This window comes from Pedobacter hiemivivus (genome assembly GCF_004331685.1).
GTDB lineage: Bacteria > Bacteroidota > Bacteroidia > Sphingobacteriales > Sphingobacteriaceae > Pedobacter > Pedobacter hiemivivus.
The window spans coordinates 613,459-637,182 of sequence record NZ_SJSM01000001.1 but is presented as its reverse complement, the minus strand read 5'-3'; the positions used below and the strand labels follow the sequence as shown (position 1 = coordinate 637,182).

At 44.7% G+C, this 23,724-nt stretch carries 1 protein-coding gene; it reads left to right on the top strand.

Annotated elements, in window-relative coordinates; all coding sequences use genetic code 11:
* The first annotated feature begins 153 nt into the window (after positions 1-153).
* On the top strand, positions 154-23,724 hold the full coding sequence (locus EZ444_RS02270) for a choice-of-anchor Q domain-containing protein (RefSeq protein ID WP_131606809.1): 23,571 nt from the start codon (positions 154-156) through the stop codon (positions 23,722-23,724).

The window sequence follows — 23,724 nt, the reverse complement described above, 5'->3', positions numbered from 1 at the left end:
CCAAAAAATCCCTATTCTCGAGTAAATAATGACCGATTAATTCATTAATTTGAAGCGTAAACGGCTGTTTTTTCTTTATTCGAAAATGTGTGTGCTTTTTGTGGTAATTAGAGTTTATACCTAAATTTTTGTGCAGCACCTCTTTTTTCAAACATGACCCGAATTACCCCTAATTATATAGTAACATTTTTGTTATTTTTTGCTCTTTTTTTTGCGCTCGATTCTCAAGCTCAAAGGTATTATGTCAAAGCTAATGCAACCGGTACCGGTACCGGTACTAGCTGGCAGGATGCTTTTACAACCCTAACTGCAGCCATCACCAAAGCGGTTAGTGGAAATGAAATTTGGGTAGCTAAGGGAACATACGTTTCAGCTGCTACAACAGGGGGGACCTTTACTCTTAAAACAGGTGTTCCGATTTATGGTGGTTTTGCTGGGACTGAAACCTTACTAAGTCAACGTGTAGCTGCGGCAAATGGTCTTTTTACGGTTAATGAAAGTATATTACACGGACAAGATATTAACTATCATGTGGTTAGCTCTGCAAATAACAATACCACTTTGCTGGATGGTTTTACCATTACCCGTGGTTTAACTTCCCGAGGTTCAACTTCTCCTTCTGGGATTTATGCTGGGGCGGGGATTTATGTAGGCAGTGGGGCTGCAATATTTCAAAATTTATGGATTAAGGAAAATAATGCTGCCGGAGCGGGTGGTGGAATTTTTAATGCCGGGACATCCGCGTCTTTTAAAAATCTGGTCGTAGAGAATAACAATCTTCAGCTAGTAACTACCGGAGCAGGGATTTATAATACAGGAGCATCCGCAACTTTTGAGAAAATTATTTTTAAAAATAATACAGGTGCTAGCACTGGTGGTGGATTTAACAACGTTGCAGCCGGTGTTACTATGACAGATGTTAGTTTTGAAAATCATAGTGTAACCACCAATGGAGGCGGACTATTCAACACCGGGAATAATCTAACTGTTAATAGAGCCTCTTTTATTGGGAACTCTGCAGGCCAGCGAGGTGCTGGATTGTATACTGCAGCTACCGGAACAGGTTTTGTGTTGAGCAATGCTGTATTTAGTACAAATGTAGTGACTGGAGCAAATGTGGCCTATCTGGGAGCCGGCTTGCATTACGCGGCAGGATCAGGAGCCGGAAACATCTACAACTGTAGTTTTAGTAATAACACAATTGGCTATGCTGTTGATAATGTAAATACCTATGGAGCAGCATTGTATTCGGGAGTTGTCGCGTTAAATATTTACAATAGTGTTTTTTGGAACAATAAACGTGGGGGAGATGTACTTGATCAGCTCAATACTACTTTTAAGTTCGGTCTTAACTATAACCTCATTCAGGGTGGATTAATTAATTCGGTAAATACGATTATCGGAAATCCAGAGTTTGAAAATGCAACGACTCATGACCTAAGATTGAAGAATGGATCAATAGCCATCAATGCGGGAGTAAATTCCCAGGTCGTAGGTGGTACGGATCTAGCAGGAAATACAAGGATTGTCAATGCTGCGGTTGATCTTGGCGCTTATGAACATCCAATAGGTGCTCCGTCATCCATTGTACTTCAGCCTTCGGCTATTGGTAATGTTACCCGCGGGATTCCCTATCAGTTACAGCTGACAACAACAGGAGCCTCGGCTGCAAGTTTTCAGGTAACCTATGGAAGCCTGCCTCCGGGCATTAAACTGAATGCGCAGGGGCTGTTGAGTGGAGTCGCAATGGTGAATGACGATTACACTTTTGTTGTGAGAGCCAGTATGGGGGGACAAACAACCAGTAGGCAGTATACCATCAATGTGAATGCTGCTCCTGCCAGGTTGCATGTTCGGGCAGCATCAACTTCGGGAGCAAACTCAGGATCGAATTGGGCTGATGCTTATGTTAGACTGCAGACCGCGATCGAGATGGCAAAAAGTGGTGATGAGATTTGGGTAGCTAAAGGAACTTATTCGCCGGTGCAGCATATGGATTCTACTTTCAATATGGTTTCTGGTGTCAAAATTTACGGTGGTTTTGCCGGAACGGAGACAGTGCTGAGCGAGCGAGTGGCGGATGCAAAAGGAAAATACACGACTAACGAGTCTATACTGAGTGGGAATTATGTGAACGTCCATGTGCTGAGCAGCATCCTCGCCTTAACACCGGAGTCTACACTGGATGGTTTCACGATTACCGCCGGTAACGCTGTGCAAGCGGGCGTGAAAAGTTACGGTGGAGGTATCTATATTAATAATATTCCAGTAAATGGAACCTATAGCAATCTGATCATCAAAAATAACAATGCCAATATCTATGGAGCGGGAATGTACAACGGTTCAACAGCGATCCGTCTGAAGAACGTTTCATTTGAAAACAATGTGTTGGCGACAGGTTCTACCAGGAACGGAGGGGGACTCTACAATACTGGGGCTAATCTGCAACTGAATGAGGTAACCTTTAAAGGAAACCAGGCGATAAACGGTGGAGGGATGTGGAGCAACATTGCAGGGGTTACCCTAACCAAAGTAACATTCGAGGAAAACGTTGCAACAAATGGAGCTGGACTTTACGCGACTATTGGTCCAATGAACATTAATCAAGCAGCTTTCTTAAAAAATACGAGTACGGGCAATGGTGCTGGACTATGGGGTTCGGGTACTATTGTGGTAAACAACTCGATATTTAGTGCAAACAGCATAACAGGAGCAACAGCAGCTACCGTTACAAACGGGGCAGGGATGTATTTCAGTGGTACTGCGACGGTTACCAATTGTACTTTCAGTAATAACATAACGAATTATACGGTTGCAGGGGCTACCACCATTGGAGCCGGTTTGTATGCTTCTCCTGCAGCATTTGGTATATATAACAGTATTTTCTGGGGCAATAAACGAGGTAATGATGTGGCCGATCAGATCGGTGGACCAGCCACTAGTCTGGCCAATAACCTCATTCAGGATGATTATATTTATGGGGCCAACAACCTCATTGGTAATCCAGAATTTGAAAATGCGCTAACGCATGATCTGCGGTTAAAAAACGGCTCAGTAGCCATCAATGCAGGTAACAATGCCTATGTGGGAACGCCAAATGATTTAGGGGGAAATACGAGGATCATCTATAATACCGTCGATCTAGGGGCGTATGAAAATACAAATGCAAGTGCCGGATCTCTTGTGCTCCTTCCAGCGACTTTACCGGTAGCTCGTAGAGGAACAGCTTATAGCCAGCAATTTAGTACTTCTGCTACTGGCGCTATCACCTGGGACCATACTAGTGGTACACTTCCATTGGGTATGCTCTTTAACAAACAAACTGGACTCCTTAGTGGTGTACCGATGTATTCAGGTGCTTTCACGTTTGTCATCAAGGCTACGCAGAATGGAACAATGGCAACAAGGCAGTATAATTTACAAGTCAACGACGGAGCTACCCGCTGGCATGTTAAAGGCAATGCCACAGGTGCCAATAATGGTGCAGACTGGACAAACGGATTAACCAGGTTACAGTCGGCCTTGGGTATGGCAAAGAGTGGAGACGAAATCTGGGTGGCAAAAGGAGTATATACGCCTGCTGGTCACGTGGATTCAACTTTCAACCTGGTATCGGGCGTGAAGCTGTATGGTGGTTTTGCCGGAACAGAAACACTCCTCTCGCAGCGTATAGCAGATGCCAATGGAAAGTTTACGCTTAACAATGCCGAACTCCATGGTTCTGGGGTAAACAAACATGTGGTTTCCAGCATTACGCTAATGTCGGTAGAGACACTCTTAGATGGTTTTACCATTTCAGGAGGAAACGCCACAATTGCAGCTGTTTATGGTACCGGGATTTTTACTCTTGCTGCCGCTATAAATGGAACCTACAAAAACCTGATCATTAAAAATAATACAGGTGCTACACTTGGCGGAGGGATGTACAATCTTGCTACAGCCATCAAATTGGAAAACGTTCATTTTGAAGGCAACACGGCCACGCTTTCTTCCAGGTACGGCGGGGGACTTTATAACGGTGGAGCAAATGCGATACTAAATAATGTAACCTTCCGTGGCAACCAGGCTATACAGGGTGGAGGTATGCATAATGCCGCTGCCAATGTAACCATCAACAATGCGGTTTTTGAAAATAACAGTGCAACTGCAATCGGTGGTGGTTTGGTTAATACAGTTGCCGGGCTTATCCTGAACAATGTGGTGTTTGAAAATAACGATGCTACGCAAGCTGGTGGTGGATTCTCTAATGGTGGGTTAGCTACACTAACAGATGTAACCTTCAAGTCAAACAGGGCAGGTACAACTGGTGGAGGTATCTCCAGTACGGCTGTATTGACCATCGACCGCGGCTTGTTCATTAACAATTCTTCGGTGCAGCATGGAGGTGGTATTTTTACAAACACTGGTGGTACATTGAATTTCACTAATGTGGCCTTTAGCCGTAATGCCGTAACTTCAACTGCTGGCTTTTTTGGTGGTGGTATGTACATTGGAACAGGAACTAACAATATTGTGAACGCTACTTTTAGTAAGAATACTGTAGCGCGGACGGCTCTGAATAGTGGCGCTGGCTTGTACCGTGCTGCAGGAACAGTAAATGTCTATAACAGTATTTTCTGGGGCAATACACAGGGAACTGGCCTGTCTGATCAGCTCAATACAGGAGTCAGTTCTGTGTCCAATAGTACCATTGAAGATGGTTATGCAACGGGATCAGCTATTCTTGTTGGCGATCCACTGTTTACAGATGCAGCCAATGATGATCTGACCTTAAAAACAGGGGCACTGGCCATAGATAAAGGAAACAACGCTGCTGTAGGAACAACAAAAGATATCGAGGGCAACCCAAGGATTTATAATTCTATTGTGGATCATGGTGCTTATGAAAATCAAGGTGGGGCTTCCCTCAAAATTACACCGCTAACCCTCGGGACAATTACCAGAGGCGCATTGGTCGATATTCAGATGGTTGCGACTGGTGGAACGGGTCCTTTTACCTGGAGTATCTTGACCGGAGAATTGCCATCTGGACTATCCATCACTCCAGCTGGACGGATTTATGGCCGCGTGATGAGACCAACTCCCGGTGGCGATACTTTCGTGATCGCGGTAAACAATGCTACGCTTATTGGTAGTAAACAGTACACCATTGATGCTATTCCCGGACCTGCACGTTTCTATGTGAAAAAGGATGCCTTAGGAAAAGCAACAGGTGCTAACTGGACCGATGCCTTTACCGATCTACAACCAACATTAGCTTATGCAATTGCCGGAGATGAGATCTGGGTGGCCAAAGGCACTTACTTACCGGGAACTGCTGTTACCCATACTTTTACGATGAAGTCGGGCGTAAAATGGTACGGTGGTTTTGCCGGTACAGAAAATGAATTGACGGAAAGGGTAGCAGATGCCAATAAATTATATGCGGTTAATGAAACCATTCTCTCTGGAAATGGCGTAAGCTACCACGTAGTGACTAACCTCGAGCAATCTACAAAGGAAACTGTTGTTGATGGTTTCAGTATTGCTAATGGTAAAACAGCAGCAGGATCGACGTCTATCGCTTATAGCGCTGCAGGTATCTACAACAATGCCGGTGAAGCGGTATTCAGAAACCTCTGGGTAAAGAACAATATTGCGGATAGATTTGGTGCAGGTATTTACAATAACGGACCAGCTACCTTTGAAAACATTCGCCTCGAGAAAAATATTGTTAGTCGCGGAGCAGGATATGGCGGTGGTTTATACAACTTGAATGCGTTCGTGATCCTGCGCAACCTGACTTTCGTAGAAAATGAAGCCATCATGGGTGGGGGTATGTATAATACCGTTGCCAATCTGACTGCGGAAAATTTGACTTTCCTAAGAAACAAAGCAAGCTCCTCTGGTGGCGGTTTGTACCATAATGTTGGTGTACTGAACCTTAAAAAAACTGTGTTCGAAGGGAATACCGTAATAGGAACTGGTGCCGGGATAACGAGCACTACGGGCTTTAATGGGGAAGATCTGGTTTTTAAAAATAATACGGCCACCACAACGGCAGGTGGAATGGGTAGTACAGGACCACTAACTTTAAACAGAGTTTCTTTTATTGGCAATACATCTGCAGGCGTTGGTGCCGGGCTTCATAATAGTGGAGTTTCAAGACTCGACAATGTGGTATTTAGCCAGAATAAGACGACTACAAATTCTGCGGCAGGTTATGGTGCGGGGATGTACAATAGCTCCGGTGCTTCAGTCCTCAGTAATACCACCTTTAGTAACAATATCAGCGCTTATACACATGCTACCCTTGGCGCTGGTGCTGGGTTTTATTTTAATAGCGGTTCTGCATCCATTTACAATAGTATTTTCTGGGGCAACAAGAGAGGTGCTGGGGTGTCAGATCAAATTAGAGGCGTAGTAACAGTTGCTAATAGTATTGTCGAAAACGGCTATGCGGGGGGAACAAAGATCTCTATAGGAAATCCATTGTTTACCGATGCTGCTACAGATAACGTTAAAATTAAAGGCGGCTCAGCTGCAATCGATGTGGGTGATAACGCAGCCAGTGGAACAGCACTCGATATAGCCAATCTACCAAGGCTAGTGAATGGAATTGTCGACCTTGGTGCTTACGAAAATCAAGGTGGCGAGAGCCTGCTGATCCTACCTGCAACTTTACCTGTTTCAGTTCGTGGTACCAATATAAATACACAGTTTACCGCTACAGGAGGGGGTGCATCACTAACCTGGAGCATTTCTTCTGGGACGTTACCTGCCGGACTTAGCTTTAGTGCAAATGGAGTGCTTTCCGGAAGAACGATGTTTGTAGGAACTTATACTTTCGTCGTATCTGTTACTGATGGGGAGTTCGCCGGAACAAAACAGTTTAATGTTGTGGTGAGCCCAGGTGCTACCAATATTTATGTAAGTGAAGGAGCAACTGCCGGTCGTAAGGACGGTAGTAACTGGCCAAATGCATTTACGGATTTGCAATTGGCATTAGGACAGGCAACAGCCGGAGATCAGATCTGGGTAGCCAAAGGAAATTATAGTCCTGGGTTATTGGTTACCTCTACCTTTGCCATGAAGGAAAATGTAAAAATCTATGGTGGCTTTGCAGGTACGGAAGAAAACCTTGCCGCAAGAGACACCAGCCTAATACATACCAGTAATAAAAGTATCCTCGACGGAAGTCAGGGCGTAGCCAGTTACCACGTCGTATCCAGCACTACAGCTGTTACTTCGGAGACCATCCTTGATGGATTTACCATTTCAGGTGGACGTACCTTAACCACTACGAGTACCAGTTATCCTAATGTACCTGATCAAGGTGTAAATTATTATGGTGCCGGTATTTATACCAGTTTGGGTCGACCAATATTTAACAACCTTATCCTAACCAATAATACCGCCCTTTTTGGTGGCGGAGCATTTGTCCTTTCGGGAGTAGCTACATTCACCAACACCAAATTTATCGCCAACAGCACCATTGGTAATCTTGGTCGTGGTGCAGGTATTTATAACCATACCGGAGGTATTACTGTTGATAAGGTGCTTTTTGAAGGAAACACTATTACTGCAGGATCCAGCACTTATGGTGGGGCTATTTTCAATAGCGGAACCGCATTGATCAGCAATAGTACTTTTAAAGATAACATTACCAATGGCACAGGTTATGCCTATGGCGGGGCTTTATATAGCAATAGCAGCTTAGCAGTTAAAATCTCCAATACTACTTTTACAGGGAATCAGGCCCTTAACGGTGGCGCGGTATATAACAATGTAGGTTCACCTGAATTTACTAATGTTACCTTTAAATCAAACCGCTCAAGAGGCATGGGCGGTGCCGTTACCTCAGCTGGTACGCCGCTCTTTGAACGTGTATATTTTATTGACAACGAATCTACGCAGCATGGTGGTGCATTATATACTTCAGGGGCAGCCAGGTTAAACAACGTAATGTTTAGCCGCAACCGTATCGTTGCTGCATCTAATGTAGCCGCATATGGTGGAGCCATGTTTACCGCTACCACAGCTACGCTAACCAATGTAACTTTCAGTAACAACAGTATTTCCCGTATTGCTGTGGGTGGTGGCGCTTTGTATCGTTCATCTGGTACAGTTAGCGTCAGCAATAGTATCTTTTGGGGTAATACGCGTGCAGAGGGGGTGGCCGATCAGATCATGGGGGTAGTGACCATTGACAAGAGTATCGTACAGAATGGCATTGCCGGAGGAACAAATATTGCCATTGGTAATCCACTCTTTACGGATGCAGCGACAGACAACCTTCGTTTAAGAGGCGGATCGCCCGCTATAGATATGGGTGATAACGCTAAGGTTAGCGGAGCAACTGATGTGGAAGGAAATCTGAGGATCTATAATGATATAGTGGATATGGGTGCCTTCGAAAATCAAGGAACCGCTAGTCTGATCATCAGTCCGGCAACATTACAGGCTTATAGTCGTGGTGACTTGATGAGTGTGCCACTAACTGTTTCTGCAGGCGGCGCTAATCTGGTATGGAGCATCACTTCGGGTGTACTACCGCTTGGACTCGGTCTGGATGCCAATGGCGTATTAAAAGGCAGGCCACAGGAAGCAGGAACATTTACTTTTGTAGTAGGTGTTACCGATGGTTCACTTGTCGGCAGAAGGCAATATACCTTACTGGTAAATCCGGCATCTACACAACTATTTGTAAATGTTGCCGCGGTATCCGGCAGGAATGATGGCAGCAGCTGGGAACATGGATATACGGATCTGAAAATGGCCATTACTAAAGCCCTTGCCGGAGACCAGATTTGGGTAGCCAAAGGAACTTATAGCCCAGGATTATTGGCCACTAGCTGGTTCACTATGAAAGAAGGCGTAAAAATATACGGAGGTTTCGCTGGAACAGAAACAACATTTAACGACAGAGCCCTACCATTGATACACACGAGCAACCAAACCATATTGGACGGTAGTCAAGGCGTAGCAAGCAGGCACGTGGTGTTTAACAATATTGCATTGAGCAATGCCACTTTATTGGATGGCTTTACCATCAGTGGTGGACAAGGCCTGGCGGGTTCCGACTCAGATAACAACCGGGGAGCAGGTATTTATAATTATGCAGCTGTAAAAGCTATTTTCCGCAATCTGAGGGTCATCAATAATAAAGCAGAAAGAGGTGCCGGTATCTATAACATGGGTACGGCAGTTTATGATAAAATCTTATTTGAAGGGAATGAGGCGAACTCCGTAGGGGGTGGTTTCTTTAACCTCAATACGAATGTCACGCTGACCGATGTGACTTTCCGCGGAAACACTGCGAGGCTGAATTCCGGAGGTCTTTCTCAAAGTGGTGGTGTGTTGAATATCGATCGGGGATCATTCATTGCCAACACTGCCGGTCAGCAGGCTGGGGGTATGTATAACACTTCTGGCACAGCAAACCTGAGCAACGTGATCTTCAGCAGAAATGCTGTGACAACAGTAGGAGCTTACTATGGTGGAGGTATGTTCTCAGCAGCTGCAACCAACCTAAACAATGTTACTTTCAGTGACAATAAGATTGCCTTTACACACGCGACTACTATTGGTGGTGCGGGACTTTACCGTTCGGCAGGTGTGGTGACGGTGAACAACAGCATTTTCTGGGGCAATACCCGTGGAAATAATGTTCCTGATCAGTTGACTGCCGCACAGACTGTGCGTAATTCGATTGTTCAGGGGGGGTATGCAACAGGAACAAATATCCTGATCGGTAATCCTTTGTTTACTAACTCGGCACAGGATGATTTGCAATTGAAAGGCGGATCACCAGCAATTGATGCTGGCGATAATTTAAGCAATACAACAAGTATCGATCTCGCAGGAAATCCAAGGATCACCAATGATATCATAGACTTTGGAGCTTATGAAAGTTTGGGTGGTAACGGACTGAAAATTCAGCCTACGGTATTCCCTTCATCAGCACGTGGACTTGATCCTAACTTCCAGATGACGGTTACCGGCGGTACCGGAAATTATACCTGGACATTGCAGTCTGGTACATTGCCTACTGGTTTGGTGCTAACAGAAGATGGATTAATTACTGGCCGACCAACCGTAGCTGGAACGTTTACCTTTGTGATCTCGGTTACCGATGGTACGCTGGTAGGTAGTAAGCAATTCAGTGCAGTGATTACCGATGGGCCATCGCGATTGTATGTAAGACAAGCAGCTACAGGAAATAACAATGGTAGCAACTGGACAAATGCATTTATAGATCTTCAGACAGCATTAGCACAAAGCAAGGCGGGAGATGAGATCTGGGTGGCCAAAGGAACCTATTATACTGGGCCTTTAGCCAGCTCTTACTTTACCTTAAAAGAAGGCGTAAAAATGTATGGTGGTTTCGCCGGAACAGAAGCGCTTCTTACAGAAAGAAACATAGACAACATACGTACCACAAATGAAACCATGCTGGATGGTAGTCAGGGGACGCCGAGTTATCACATTATATATAATACAGCGGCATTAACCAGCGCAACGGTACTGGATGGTTTTAGTATCCAGAACGGGAAAGCAGCCATCAATAGTACCGGAGCCAGTTATTATGGTGGTGGTATTTACAATACCAATGGTGCGGCGGTCTTCAGTCATTTATGGATTAAAAACAACATTGCTGCATACGGTGGCGGTTTATATCATACTGGAAATGCCGTGTACACAGACATCATTTTTAGTAATAACCTGTCAAAAGGATCAAATGCCAGAGGTGCAGCGGTCTACAATCAGAGTGGTTTTAAACTCACAAAAGGTGTTTTCCAGAATAACCAATTGCTAGAAGGCACGGCTTATGGAGCAGCGATATTCAATTCTGGCCCACTAACGCTTACTGAGGTGAAGTTCGAAAATAACATCATCAGCAATGGATATGGGGGAGCGATTTACTCCAACTCCGGTGCGATAATTGATATTAGTAAAACTGAATTTATAGGAAACAGAGCAAGCACAGGTGGGGCGATATTCCTGGCCAATGGTACAACCACTTTTACGGATGTACAGTTCAAGAACAACACAACCGCAGGCACTGGCGGAGCACTATATGCTGCCGGAGTAGTGAACATTAACAGGGGCGCTTTCATCAATAACACTTCAGTGCAATATGGTGCGGCAATATTTTCGGCCAGTACCCTGAAAATCGACAATACGATCTTCAGTAGAAACAGTGTAACTTCTGCTGCCGCATATTATGGTGGCGCTATCTTCCTGAATTCGGGAAATGCACTGATCAACAACACTAGTTTCAGCAACAATAGTATTGGTTACAATAAAGGAACAGCAACCTTAAGTTATGGTGGGGCTGTGTATCGTTCAGGTGGTACCGCGACCATCAACAATAGTATCTTCTGGGGCAATAAAAGAGGAAATGATGTGCTCGACCAGATGAACGGTGGGCTTATCGTTGGTACTTCTATCGTTCAGAGCGGTTATGCTACGGGGACAGATATTAAAATTGGAGACCCGATGTTTGTAAATGCGGCTACCGATGACTTGCAGCTAAAAGGAGGTTCATTGGCTATTGATGCCGGTAATAACAACTGGCAGGCTTTTGATAAGGATCTTTCCGGTAATCCAAGGGTAGTAAATGAAACGATCGATTTGGGTGCTTATGAGCAGGATGGCAATGGCCGACTGATGATCAGCCCTGCAGTGATCAATTCTATTCCGAGAGGAACTGCGCTGAATCTGCAAATGTTTGCTACGGGAACTGCGTTGCCAGTTAGCTGGACCTTGCAGACAGGTAAACTACCTACAGGTGTTACCTTCTCTACTGATGGGAAACTCAAAGGCGTGCCTACGGTTATGGGTACTTATACTTTTGTGATTGGAGCTACCGACGGACAGATTTTGGGCAGCAAACAATATACCATCACGGTTCAAAATGGTATCAGTCGTTTGTTTGTTAGCCGTTCAGCTGCAGGTGACAACAATGGTAGCAATTGGGAAAATGCCTTTATAGATGTACAACCTGCCTTGGATCTTGCAGGAGCAGGCGACGAAATCTGGGTAGCAAAAGGTACTTACTTTACGGGGCCACTGGCTGCTTCAACCTTTAAATTAAAAGAAGGCGTGAAAATGTATGGTGGTTTTGCCGGGACAGAAGCTGCACTGGCAGACCGGAATATGGCTGAGCTCAGTAGTACCAATGAAACGGTACTGGATGGTAGTCAGGGTATAGCCAGTTACCATGTGGTATCTAATACATTGGCGTTAACCTCGGCTACAGTACTCGATGGATTTAGTATCCAGGGTGGTAATGCAACCTATATGAGTGGTAACAACTATCAAGGGGGCGGTATCTATAACGTTCTGGGTGCTGTTCAGTTCAGCAATCTTTGGTTAAAGAACAATAACGGAACTTATGGTGGAGGTATCTACCACAATGGAGATGCAAGCTATACCGATATCCTATTTAGCAACAACCAGGCTAAAGGGACAAGTGCCAGGGGGGCGGGAGTTTACAATTTGAAAGGTTTTAAACTGAGCAAAGGGGTATTTGAAAGCAACAGAATTCTGGAGACTAGTAGTTATCCTGGTTATGGCGCGGGTATCTTTACGAACGGAATATTGGAGCTTTCGGACGTAGAATTTAAAAATAACACGATTCTTAACGGACAGGGAGGAGCGATTTACAGCAACTCCAGTGCGGTGATCAAAATCAAGAAAGGAATATTTACAGAAAACAAAGCCACAACTGGGGGAGCTCTGTTTATCGCCAGCGGAAGTCCGGTACTAGATGAGGTGACCTTCACTGATAATACAGCGACTACAGGTGGAGCCATTTATGCCAGTGGTGTAATGATGCTTAACCGCGCTTCCTTTATTCATAATACGGCAGTGCAGCATGGTGGAGCGATCTGGTCCAACAGTAATCTGAAAATCGACAACAGTATCTTCAGCCGCAATGAGGTGACTTCTACTGCAGCCTATTACGGTGGTGCCATTTACATCAGTTCTAATGATGTATTGATCAACAACAGTAGTTTTAGCAAAAATAATATTGGCTATGCCAAAGGCACAGCAACCCTAAGTTATGGTGCTGCACTGTACCGCAATTCGGGAACAGTAACTATACACAATAGTATCCTTTGGGGTAACACCCGTATGGGTACTGTTGCTGATCAGCTTAACGCAGGCGTTATCGTAGGGAATACTATTGTACAGCAAGATTATGCTACTGGTACGGATGTTAAAATTGGCAATCCTTTATTCCTCGATGCAGCGGCCGATAACCTACAGTTGCAGGGGGGCTCTTTAGCCATTGATGGTGGTGAGAACAGCTGGCAGGCATATGATAAAGATCTGGCAGGTAAAGCCAGGGTGATCAACAGTAGGATCGACCTGGGTGCTTATGAGAATGAAAGTACAGATAGGTTGATCATCAACCCGGAAAGGATTGACCCGATCAGGAGAGGAGCTTTTCTAAATCTTCCATTGAGCTATACCGGAACGAGTCTACCAGTTACCTGGAGCCTTCAGGCAGGGAAACTTCCGCCAGGTGTATTATTGACGGCTGATGGAAAGCTAACTGGTGTACCTAATATTATTGGCATCTATACTTTTGTGGTTGGTGCTACGGATGGAAACCTAAGTGGTAACCGACAATATAAAGTAACCGTACAAAATGGTACTGGTAGAATGTATGTGCGTCAGGCTGCTGTTGGTGCTAACAATGGTAGTGATTGGACAAATGCCTTCAACGACTTACAAACGGCATTGGAACTGGCAGGCGCAGGAGATGAGATTTGGGTAGCTAAAGGTACTTATTACACTGGCCCACTGGCGGCATCCACCTTTAAACTAAAAGAGGGTGTGAAAATGTTTGGTGGATTTGCCGGAACAGAAACCACCATCGCAGAAAGGGATACCTTGAAAATCAGAACTGATAACGAAGCCATCCTGGACGGTAGTCAGGGTATTGCAAGTTACCATGTGGTGTATAACGCAGTTGCCCTTACCAATGCAACGGTATTGGATGGTTTCAGTATCCAAGGTGGCGGATCGGCGGTTAATACCTCCAACAATAGCATTAACTTTTATGGTGGGGGTATTTACAATTCGCTGGGCACAGCGGTGTTCCGGAACCTGTGGATCAAGAATAACCTTGGCGTATATGGAGCCGGATTGTATCACAATGGTGATGCCAGCTATACAGATGTGATCTTTAGTAACAATAGGTCTACCGGTTATTATGCCCGTGGATCTGCAGTATATAACGTAAAAGGATTCAAGCTGAACAAAGGGGTATTCGAAAACAACAGAATTATTGAAAGTTCCAGTTATCCGGGATATGGAGCAGCAATGTTTAGTACTGGGGTTGCGGATCTGAATAACGTAAAGTTTGAAAATAATACTGTAACCAATGGGCAAGGTGGTGTCATCTATGTCAATTCGAGCGCAGTTACCAACATCAGCAATGCCAGTTTCAGCGGAAGTAAGGCGACTACCGGTGGGGTTTTATACCTGGCAAGTGGTACAGCAAATCTGAGTAATATTAGCTTTAAAGATAACGTAGCTACTGCTGCGGGTGGAGCAATCTATGCCTCAGGCGTATTGAACATTGACCGTGCTTCATTCCAGAATAATAGCTCGGGACAACATGGTGGTGCCATCTGGAGCAATGCTACATTGAAGATCAGCAATACAACTTTTAGTCGGAATAAAATAAGCAACACGGCTGCTTATTATGGTGGCGCGGTCTTTATCTACAGTGGAATAGCTACGTTGACCAACACCAGTTTCAGTAAAAACAGCATCGGCTATTACAAAACCGGAACGGTAAATTATGGAGGTGGATTGTACAGGAATTCTGGCACGGTGACTGTAAATAACAGTATTCTTTGGGGAAATACCCGTGGAGAAGGAATGCCGGATCAACTGAACCTGAACATTAAGGCCAGCAATACATTGATCGGCGGAGGTTACACCGCCGGGCTGAATATCATTGATGCAAATCCAGCCTTTGTGAATGCAGATGGCGATGACCTGGCGCTTACAGGCTGTTCGCCGGCAATCAATACTGGTGACAATAACCTGTCTTCAGCAGGGACTTTAGATATACTGGGGAACCCAAGAACTAAGGCCGGAGTGATTGATTTGGGGGCGATAGAATACCAGCTGGATGTGATCACTTTAAATCCTACAACTTTGCCTCAAATCCCGCGTGGAGCAGCATTCAATCAGCAACTACAGGGAATTGGTGGAACGGGTACTTATACTTATAAACTGGTCTCGGGCAAGCTTCCTGATGGATTGTCTATGGATGCTTCAGGGCTGATCACCGGCAACCCTATCGTGATCGGCAAGTACACTTTTGTAATCAATGTAACCGACGGAACTTTATGCGGTAACCGCGTTTACAATATGGATGTGGTAGCAGGTACAGGTGTAGTACGTATCCTGGTGAACCAGGCAGCAACTGCCGGTCAAAACAACGGTAGCACCTGGGACAATGCTTATCTTGACTTGCAAAGTGCGCTTAAGGTGGCCCTTGCGGGCGACCAGATTTGGGTGGCCAAAGGAACTTACAGTCCGGGAACATTAGTGACTTCTTACTTTACTTTAAAAGAAGGCGTTAAAATGTATGGTGGTTTTGCTGCCACAGAGTCCACCCTCGCTGATAGAGATTCTCTGAATGTCAGAGCGGCTAACGAAACAATCCTGACGGGTAACAATAACAGCAGGCACGTAGTGTACAACAACATTGCCCTTACTGCGGCGACAGTGTTTGATGGATTCAGCATCAGTGGCGGTCGGTCGGTGCCCACAGGTACAAGCACCGGGGAGCCTTATATCGGTGCCGGTATTTACAACAGGATCGGAGCGGCAACATTTAATCACCTTTGGATTAAAAATAACAATTCCAATACTTATGGTGGTGGAATGTACAATGGCGGAACAAGTATCATCAGCAACATCATTTTCGAGAACAATGGAACGCTTAACACTTCCGGATCCTATCGTTACGGTGGTGGTTTATACAATATAGGAGCGGCAACATTCAGACAACTCGAGTTTATCAACAATACAGCTGCTTATGGTGGTGGTATGTACCAGGGCTCAGCAACATTAACGATTAATGACGTATCATTTAAAGACAACAAAGCAACCTTAGGTGGCGGTTTTTACAGTTACTCAGGTAAGGTGACTTTAAATAATGCAACTTTTACAGGGAATACGTCTACTCAACACGGTGCTGGTTTATACCAATGGGCATCCACGTTGACCATTAATAATGCTAAGTTTAGTCGCAATAGGGTAACTGGTACAGGTGCTTATTTTGGTGGTGCAATGTATCAGTATACATCAACCTCGACCTTGGTTAACGTAAGCATGAGCAACAACAGCATTGCTTACGTGAATGCTACGGTAAACAAATATGGCGGGGCCATTTATAAGTATGCAGGAACATTAAATCTGCATAACAGTATCGTTTGGGGTAATGAACGTGGTAATGGCGTACCCGATGAACTTAATCTGAATATCAAACCAGTGAACGCTTTGATTCGTGGTGGATATGCGGCAGGAAAAGTGATCGTAGACAAAGACCCATTATTTAACCTAAGTAATGAAGATGATCTTTCCCTATCGGATTGTTCACCTGCGATCAATATGGGCGATAATTCCCTTTCTGCGGTTATCTTGAAAGATCTTGCGGGACAAGCGCGGGTTAAAACAGAAGTGGTGGATCTGGGTGCTTTTGAAAATCAAAAAGACCGGATCAATGTTGGTCCTGCGATATTGCCAGGAGGTTTTAGAGGGGTAATCTACGAACACCAGATGGTTTCTTCCGGTGGATCTGGAAGTTATACTTATGCGGTGAGTTATGGCTCATTGCCAGACGGACTTCTTTTGAGTCCTTCAGGAAGATTGAGGGGAAGGCCGATCAATGCAGGTCTGTATACTTTTAACATCACAGCAAGCGATGGTACTTTATGTGGAAACAGGTTGTACACCTTTGAGGTGAAAGTGGGCACAGGAAAAGTAAGGATCTATGTAAACCAGGCGGCAACCGCAGGTATGAACAACAGTGCAAGCTGGGATCATGCATTCCTGGATTTGCAAAAAGGACTCAGCTCTGCATTGGCAGGAGATACGATCTTCGTGGCCAAAGGTACTTATACACCTGGTCTGAAGGTGAACAATTATTTTACACTGAAAGAAGGCGTTAAGATATATGGCGGTTTTGCAGCGACAGAAAATGAACTTGCGGATCGGGATTCGACGGCCATCATGACGACCAATGAAACCATCCTTGATGGTGCAAACCGCAGTTACCACGTTATATTTAACAAGATGGCCTTAACCAATGCTACGGTGTTGGATGGATTTACCATCCGTGGCGGTAAATCAGCCAATGGAAGTAGTACAGCTGACCCATATAATGGTGGTGGTATTTACAATGCGCTTGGAAACGCCATATTTAAAAACCTATGGATTAAAAATAACTTCGCTTATTATAGCGGTGGGGGAATTTTCAATAGTGGAGCAGCTATCTTCAGTAACATCATCCTTGAAAATAATACCGTAGTGCAGCTGGGTGGTGGACTTTACAACAATGCTGCCGCTAGCTTTAACAATATCAAATTCATCGGTAATAAAGGTGGTCAGGGTGGGGGAATGTACCACATCACTGCTGCCGTGGGGATGAAAGATGTGGTATTTAAGAACAATATTGCAACAGCAACGGGAGGTGCATTTTACAATGCAACCAATGGAAAACCTAGCATCACAGGTGGATTGTTTGTCGGCAATACTTCTGCACAGCATGGGGGTGCCATTTATCATTTAACAGGTACTTTTAACCTGATTAATGCGGCCTTCAGCAGAAACAGAACTACGGTGAATGGTTATTATGGTGGTGCTTTCTACCATTATACAGGAACGTCGAATATCGTAAACGCGACCTTTAGCAACAACACTTCTGCTTATATCAATGCATCAACAACCACCAAATACGGCGGTGCTTTGTACCGTAATACAGGAACGGTTAATGTTGCCAATAGTATCTTCTGGGGCAATACGCGTGGAAATGCAATCCCGGATCAGATGAATGTAGGAATCGTTGTTTCCACAAGTACAGTACAAAACGGATATGTAACCGGCACAACCATATTGACAAAGGATCCTCAGCTGGCAAACCCTGCTGCGGACGATCTTTCGCTCGCACCTTGCTCGCCGGTGATCAATATGGGAGATAATACAAAGGTTACTGGAACGGCGAAAGACCTTGCGGGCGGAGACCGAATCAAACATACAAAGGTTGATCTTGGAGCTTATGAGTTCCAGGGGGTATATCTTGAAAATGCAGAACAGCAACTTCCGGCGGCCGATCAATGGACCCCCTATAGTCATCAAATTCAACTGGCAGAAGGCGGACCTTATACTTATTCCTTAAGTCAGGGTTTATTGCCTGATGGTTTAGGTTTGAGCAGCTCCGGTGTGATTTCAGGAGAACCATCAAGGGCCGGAGATTACGAATTTACACTGGCAGTTCAGGGGGGGGATGTTTGTGGTTCACTGAAAGTAAAGATCAAAGTGAATCCACGTCTTTCTTATATCATTCAAGTATTGAAACCTTATCCTGTACCGGTTAAGAAAGATACAGGAACACCATTTGGCCAGTTGAACCTGGTGACACAGGTTGAGGTGGTGATGAGTGATAACAGTCATGCCCGATTCCCTGTGACCTGGCAGCCGGGTAACTATGACGGTAATGTGGAAGGTATTTACGAACTCGTAGGTACGTTGACCGTTCCGAATCCTGATGTGAATAGAAATAACCTGACCGCGATAGCGAGGGTTGCGGTCATCACACCGATCTATCCGTATATCATTGATGTAGCAGCACTGCCACCGGTAAAGGTATTATCAGGCACACCATACAGCGATGTATTGCCGTTATTGCCTAAACAGGCACTGGTGACTTATGATGATGGCATCACCAAGGAAATGTTGAATCTGACCTGGAAGCAGGGTGATTATAATCCTAAGGTAGGGGTATATCGTTTATATGCTACACTGGGTATTAAGGAAGAGCATGCTAATCCTGCCGACTTTGAAGCAAACGTAGATGTATATGTTCAGCATAACATCATAGCCGTTGAGGATCTGGCCGACATTACGGTGGATTTGAATACACCAGCTGCAAACTTGCCATTACCTGCTACTGTAAGGGTAACTTACCATGATCAGACTACAGGATTCCTGGATGTGATTTGGGACAGGACGCAGTATGTAGCAGATAAAGGTGCGGAGTATGACCTTAAGGGAACGCTCCAGTTGACTGATCTTGTTTCTAATACCAATTTGTTATTTGCCAATAATAAAGTGATCATCCGTAAGAACATTGTTTCTGTGGAAGGCCAGTACACGGCAAGTACGCCTTATGATACGCCATTTGATGAGGTGATCCTACCACAAACTGTAAAGGTTAATTTTGACGATGGTACACAGGATACTGTAGGGGTAGAATGGGCTCCTGGTAGTTACAATCAACTGCAAAGCGGTAATTATACCCTTACAGGGACTTTGCTACACAATGAAAGTATCGACAATAAGAACAACATCAACGCACAGATGATCCTTACGGTACTGCCAAAACCTAAGAATATTGTAAGCATTGCAGTGTTGGATACGGTGAAGGTGAACTATGGTACATTGCTGACGGCGATTCCGGAGTTGACCGCAGCGGTACAGGTAACTTATGATGATGGTAGTACCGGTACGTTGAACATGAACTGGGATACCGAAGGTTATGATCCACTGGTTCCTGAGGTTTATTCCTTTATTGGAGATCCGATACTAATTCCAGGTGTTGTTAATAAAGATTCCAAAACAGCAGAAATAAACATACAGGTAGGCAATAAAAAGATAATCTCCGTACAGAATCCAGCTGCAATCAGCGTTAAATACGGAACACCGGTGGAAGATATTCCTTTCCCAGAAACTGTAAATGTGACTTATAATGACCAATCGGCAGGAACCGAAGGTGTTGTTTGGACTTCTGCAACCTATAATGCACAGCTTCCAGGTGTGTATGAGTTTAAGGGAACACTGGTTACCGGTGATGACATTGACAATCCAGATAGTTTGTTTGCGAAGGTGAATGTGACTGTTGGACCGAAGCCACTTGAAGTGGTTAGCGTTGCCCCAAGTACGGTGCTTGTACCTTTCGGTACCAGCTTTACCAATGCGCAACCTTTGTTCCCTGCACAAGTAACTGCAACTTACGATAATGGTACAACGGGTCTGCTGAACGTGACCTGGGAAGAGGGCGATTACATTGATGATATGTCTGGTGTTTATGAATTGAAAGGTACATTACAGCTTCCTGAGGACATTCTAAATCCAAATGATGTGGAAGCCTTACTAACGGTAACTGTAGGTAAACACCTTATTGATACTTATACCAGTCCGGATTCTATAACGGTAGTTTTCGGTACGGCTCCAGAAGCAGTTACCTTGCCAGGACAGCTGAATGCACAGTTTGCAGACGGTGGTAATGAAGACCTGGGTGTGGATTGGGACCTTAGTCCTTATAACGGAAACCTTGCCGGATCTTATGTGTTGAATGGAAGCTTTACGCTGACTGATCAAATAGAGAATCCTAAGCCGATAAATCCGAAAATCGTAGTGACCGTATTGCCGAGAGAGAAGGTGATTGTTTCTTTAAAAACAGATACCATCAAGGTCGCATTTGGTACTCCATTGGAAAATTTACAGTTTCCGTCGATCAGCAAAGCGACATTGGATGATGCCACATTGATCGATATTGCCGTACAGGATAATTCATTCAAGTCGGCACTTTACAACGGCGATGCTGCAGGGGAATATCTTTTTGAAGGAGCTATCATTCTGCCTCAGGGAATTTTAAATACGAATAACCTGATGCCAAAAGTCGTGGTGGTAGTCGACAGAAAACAAATTGAAAGTATAGAGAGTCTGCCGGGAATCAACGTAGATTATGATACTGAATTTGACGCGCTGACCTTACCGGAAGCCGTAAAAGTAATTTACAATGATGCCTCAGAAGAACTACTTTCTGTAACCTGGGCTAAGGGTACTTATGACGGTAAGACACCGGGCGTGTATACCTTGCAAGGGACAATGGTTATTCCTGATGCTGCTGACAATCCGAAAGGATTGCAACCTGTAATTACGGTAACAGTAGCAGAACGCATTAAAAAGCTACTTTCTATTCGCAGGGATACGGTTGAGGTGAGCTATGGAACGTTGAAGGCGGACATTTCGACCCCAGCTACCGTAATGGGCTTATTTGATGATGGTAGTACAATGAGCCTTGCGGTAACCACATGGGCGAATGCAGACTACGATCCTACAACCCCAGGATCATACGAGTTTTCAGCTGATGTGGTGATGCCAGCCTTGACCGAGAATGCGGATTCAGTTAAGGCTTTACTTACGGTGAACGTGGCCCAACGCTATATTGTTAGTGTTACAGATCCGCTGGCTTTAACTGTTCCTTTCGGTACCACCTTCGGAACGTTGATGCTACCGGAGAAAGTGACGGTGACTTACAACAATAATGAACAGGAAGATTTGCCTGTTAACTGGGATGGACTTACTTATAACGGTATGCTTGCCGGTGAATATATTCTTCCGGGTACAATAATTCCTGGCTCACCTGAAGAAAACAAAGACAATAAAGCAACGGCGATTAAAATAAAGGTATTACCTAAACTGTTGGTGTTGGATTCTGTATTGGTAAATACGCCAGTTCATTTCCCATTTGGCACCACACAGGAGCAGGTTCTTGCAGCTTTGGGAACTCAGCTTGATGCTGTATTTACGGATGGATCAACAGGTAAAGTTGCCGTTAGCTGGGAATCCCCGCTGTTCAATGGCAATGTTGCGGGGACTTATAATTTTACTGGTCTGCTCGATATGGAAGGGAAAGCGGAAAATCCTGATGACCTGACACCGAAGGTAGAGGTGATCATCGACAATAAAAACGTGATTGCAGTGGAGAGCCTGGCTGATCTGATTGATGTGTATGGCAAGCCTTTCTCTGCCCTTAATTTGCCATCAACAGTAATGGTCACTTATGACGACCAGACTACAGCTAACTTGCCGGTGCTGTGGACTGAAGGCGATTACGATGCAAACTTGCTGACTCCGCAAACTATTCATGGAGAGATCCAGCTGACCGATGATGTGCGGAATGGTGCAAACTTGCAGCCGCAGATTAAGGTAACGCTTTGGAAAGATCTGCTTTCGGTAGCGGAGATTACTCCAATGATCGTGAAATACGGAACGCCATTTGCAAATCTTGCTCTGCCGACATCCATTGAAGTTACTTATAACGACGGGTCGAAAGAGTTGTTGAGCATCACCTGGGATCAGGCGGCTTATACAGCTGCTGCAATAGGAGAGTTGAACCTTACAGGCGAACTTACTTTATCTGCAAATACCTTTAATACCACAGATCAGGTTGCCAGTGTAAAAATTACTATTGAGAAGGCTGCGCAAACCATCACTTTTGCACCTGTAGGCGATAAGAATTATGGCGATGAGCCATTCAAACTGATCGCCACGGCTTCTTCAGGATTACCAGTAACTTTTGAACTGCTGGAAGGTAAGCTTGATCTTAACGGTGACATGGCGACAATCGAAGGTGCCGGAGATGTTGTCCTGAAAGTTTCACAAGCTGGAAATGCCTTTTTTGCCCCTGCGGAAGCACAGCAAACCTTTAAAATCAATAAAGCCATGCTGACGGTTTCTGGAGATACCTTAACGAAATACTTCGGCAAAGAGAATCCTCCGTTCACATACCATATGAAAGGATTTAAATACGAGGAAACAGATACGACAGTTCGTGCGGATGCTACGCTGCAAGGTGAACCTGCTTTCAGTACAACGGCAACGCTGAGCAGTCCGGCAGGTGATTATCCGGTAACACTGAGTTTGGGTACACTGCAAGCCGATAACTATGAGTTTACTTTCGAGCCGGGCTTGTTGACCGTTAAAAATCTATACCATACGATTACTTTTGAAACGATGGGCGGAACGGCTATAGATCCAATACAAGTGGAAGATGGTACTAAACTTCCTGCGGTAACGACCACAAAACAGGGAATGATTTTTTATACTTGGTTTAGTGACCAACTTATGGAAACAGTTTTTAATTTTGACGCCGCAATCACAGAATCGATGACGCTTTATGCAGATTGGACGATGACAACCTTACCAGATTCGGGAGCACTAAGTATGCGTACTGTGGCAGACTATATGCTTGGCCTAAATGAACTGACTACAGCGGAGCGTGCGGCGCCATTCTCGCTATCGCTCTTGAATGGCAAAAGTCACCTCGCGAAGAAGACTGTACCATTCAAACTGAGTGATTGGTATAGTTACGGACCGATGAAAAAGGCATTGTTGAATACCAGTACAGTAACTGCGAAAAGTGAAACTGAGGTTACGATAGCGATGACATTGCTTAACAATGGTGGAACAGCTTTAACAGCCAGTGGTATTTGCTGGAGTACGAATGAGCACCCAAGCCTTGCAGATACAAGAGTGAATGCTGCAAATATTGGCGACACTCAGATCGCAGTGGATGGTTTGATGGTAGGTGTAAATTACTACCTGAAGGCTTTTGTGATCAATCAGGCTGGTGTGAGTTATGGCAACGAGCTGGTGTTCAAAATTAAAGAAGATGGTTCAGTAGAAATGATTAAGAAATAA

Bases quoted from the DNA above. Each gene is read 5' to 3' on its own strand.
- EZ444_RS02270 (WP_131606809.1), top strand. From the start codon at position 154: ATGACCCGAATTACCCCTAATTATATAGTAACATTTTTGTTATTTTTT.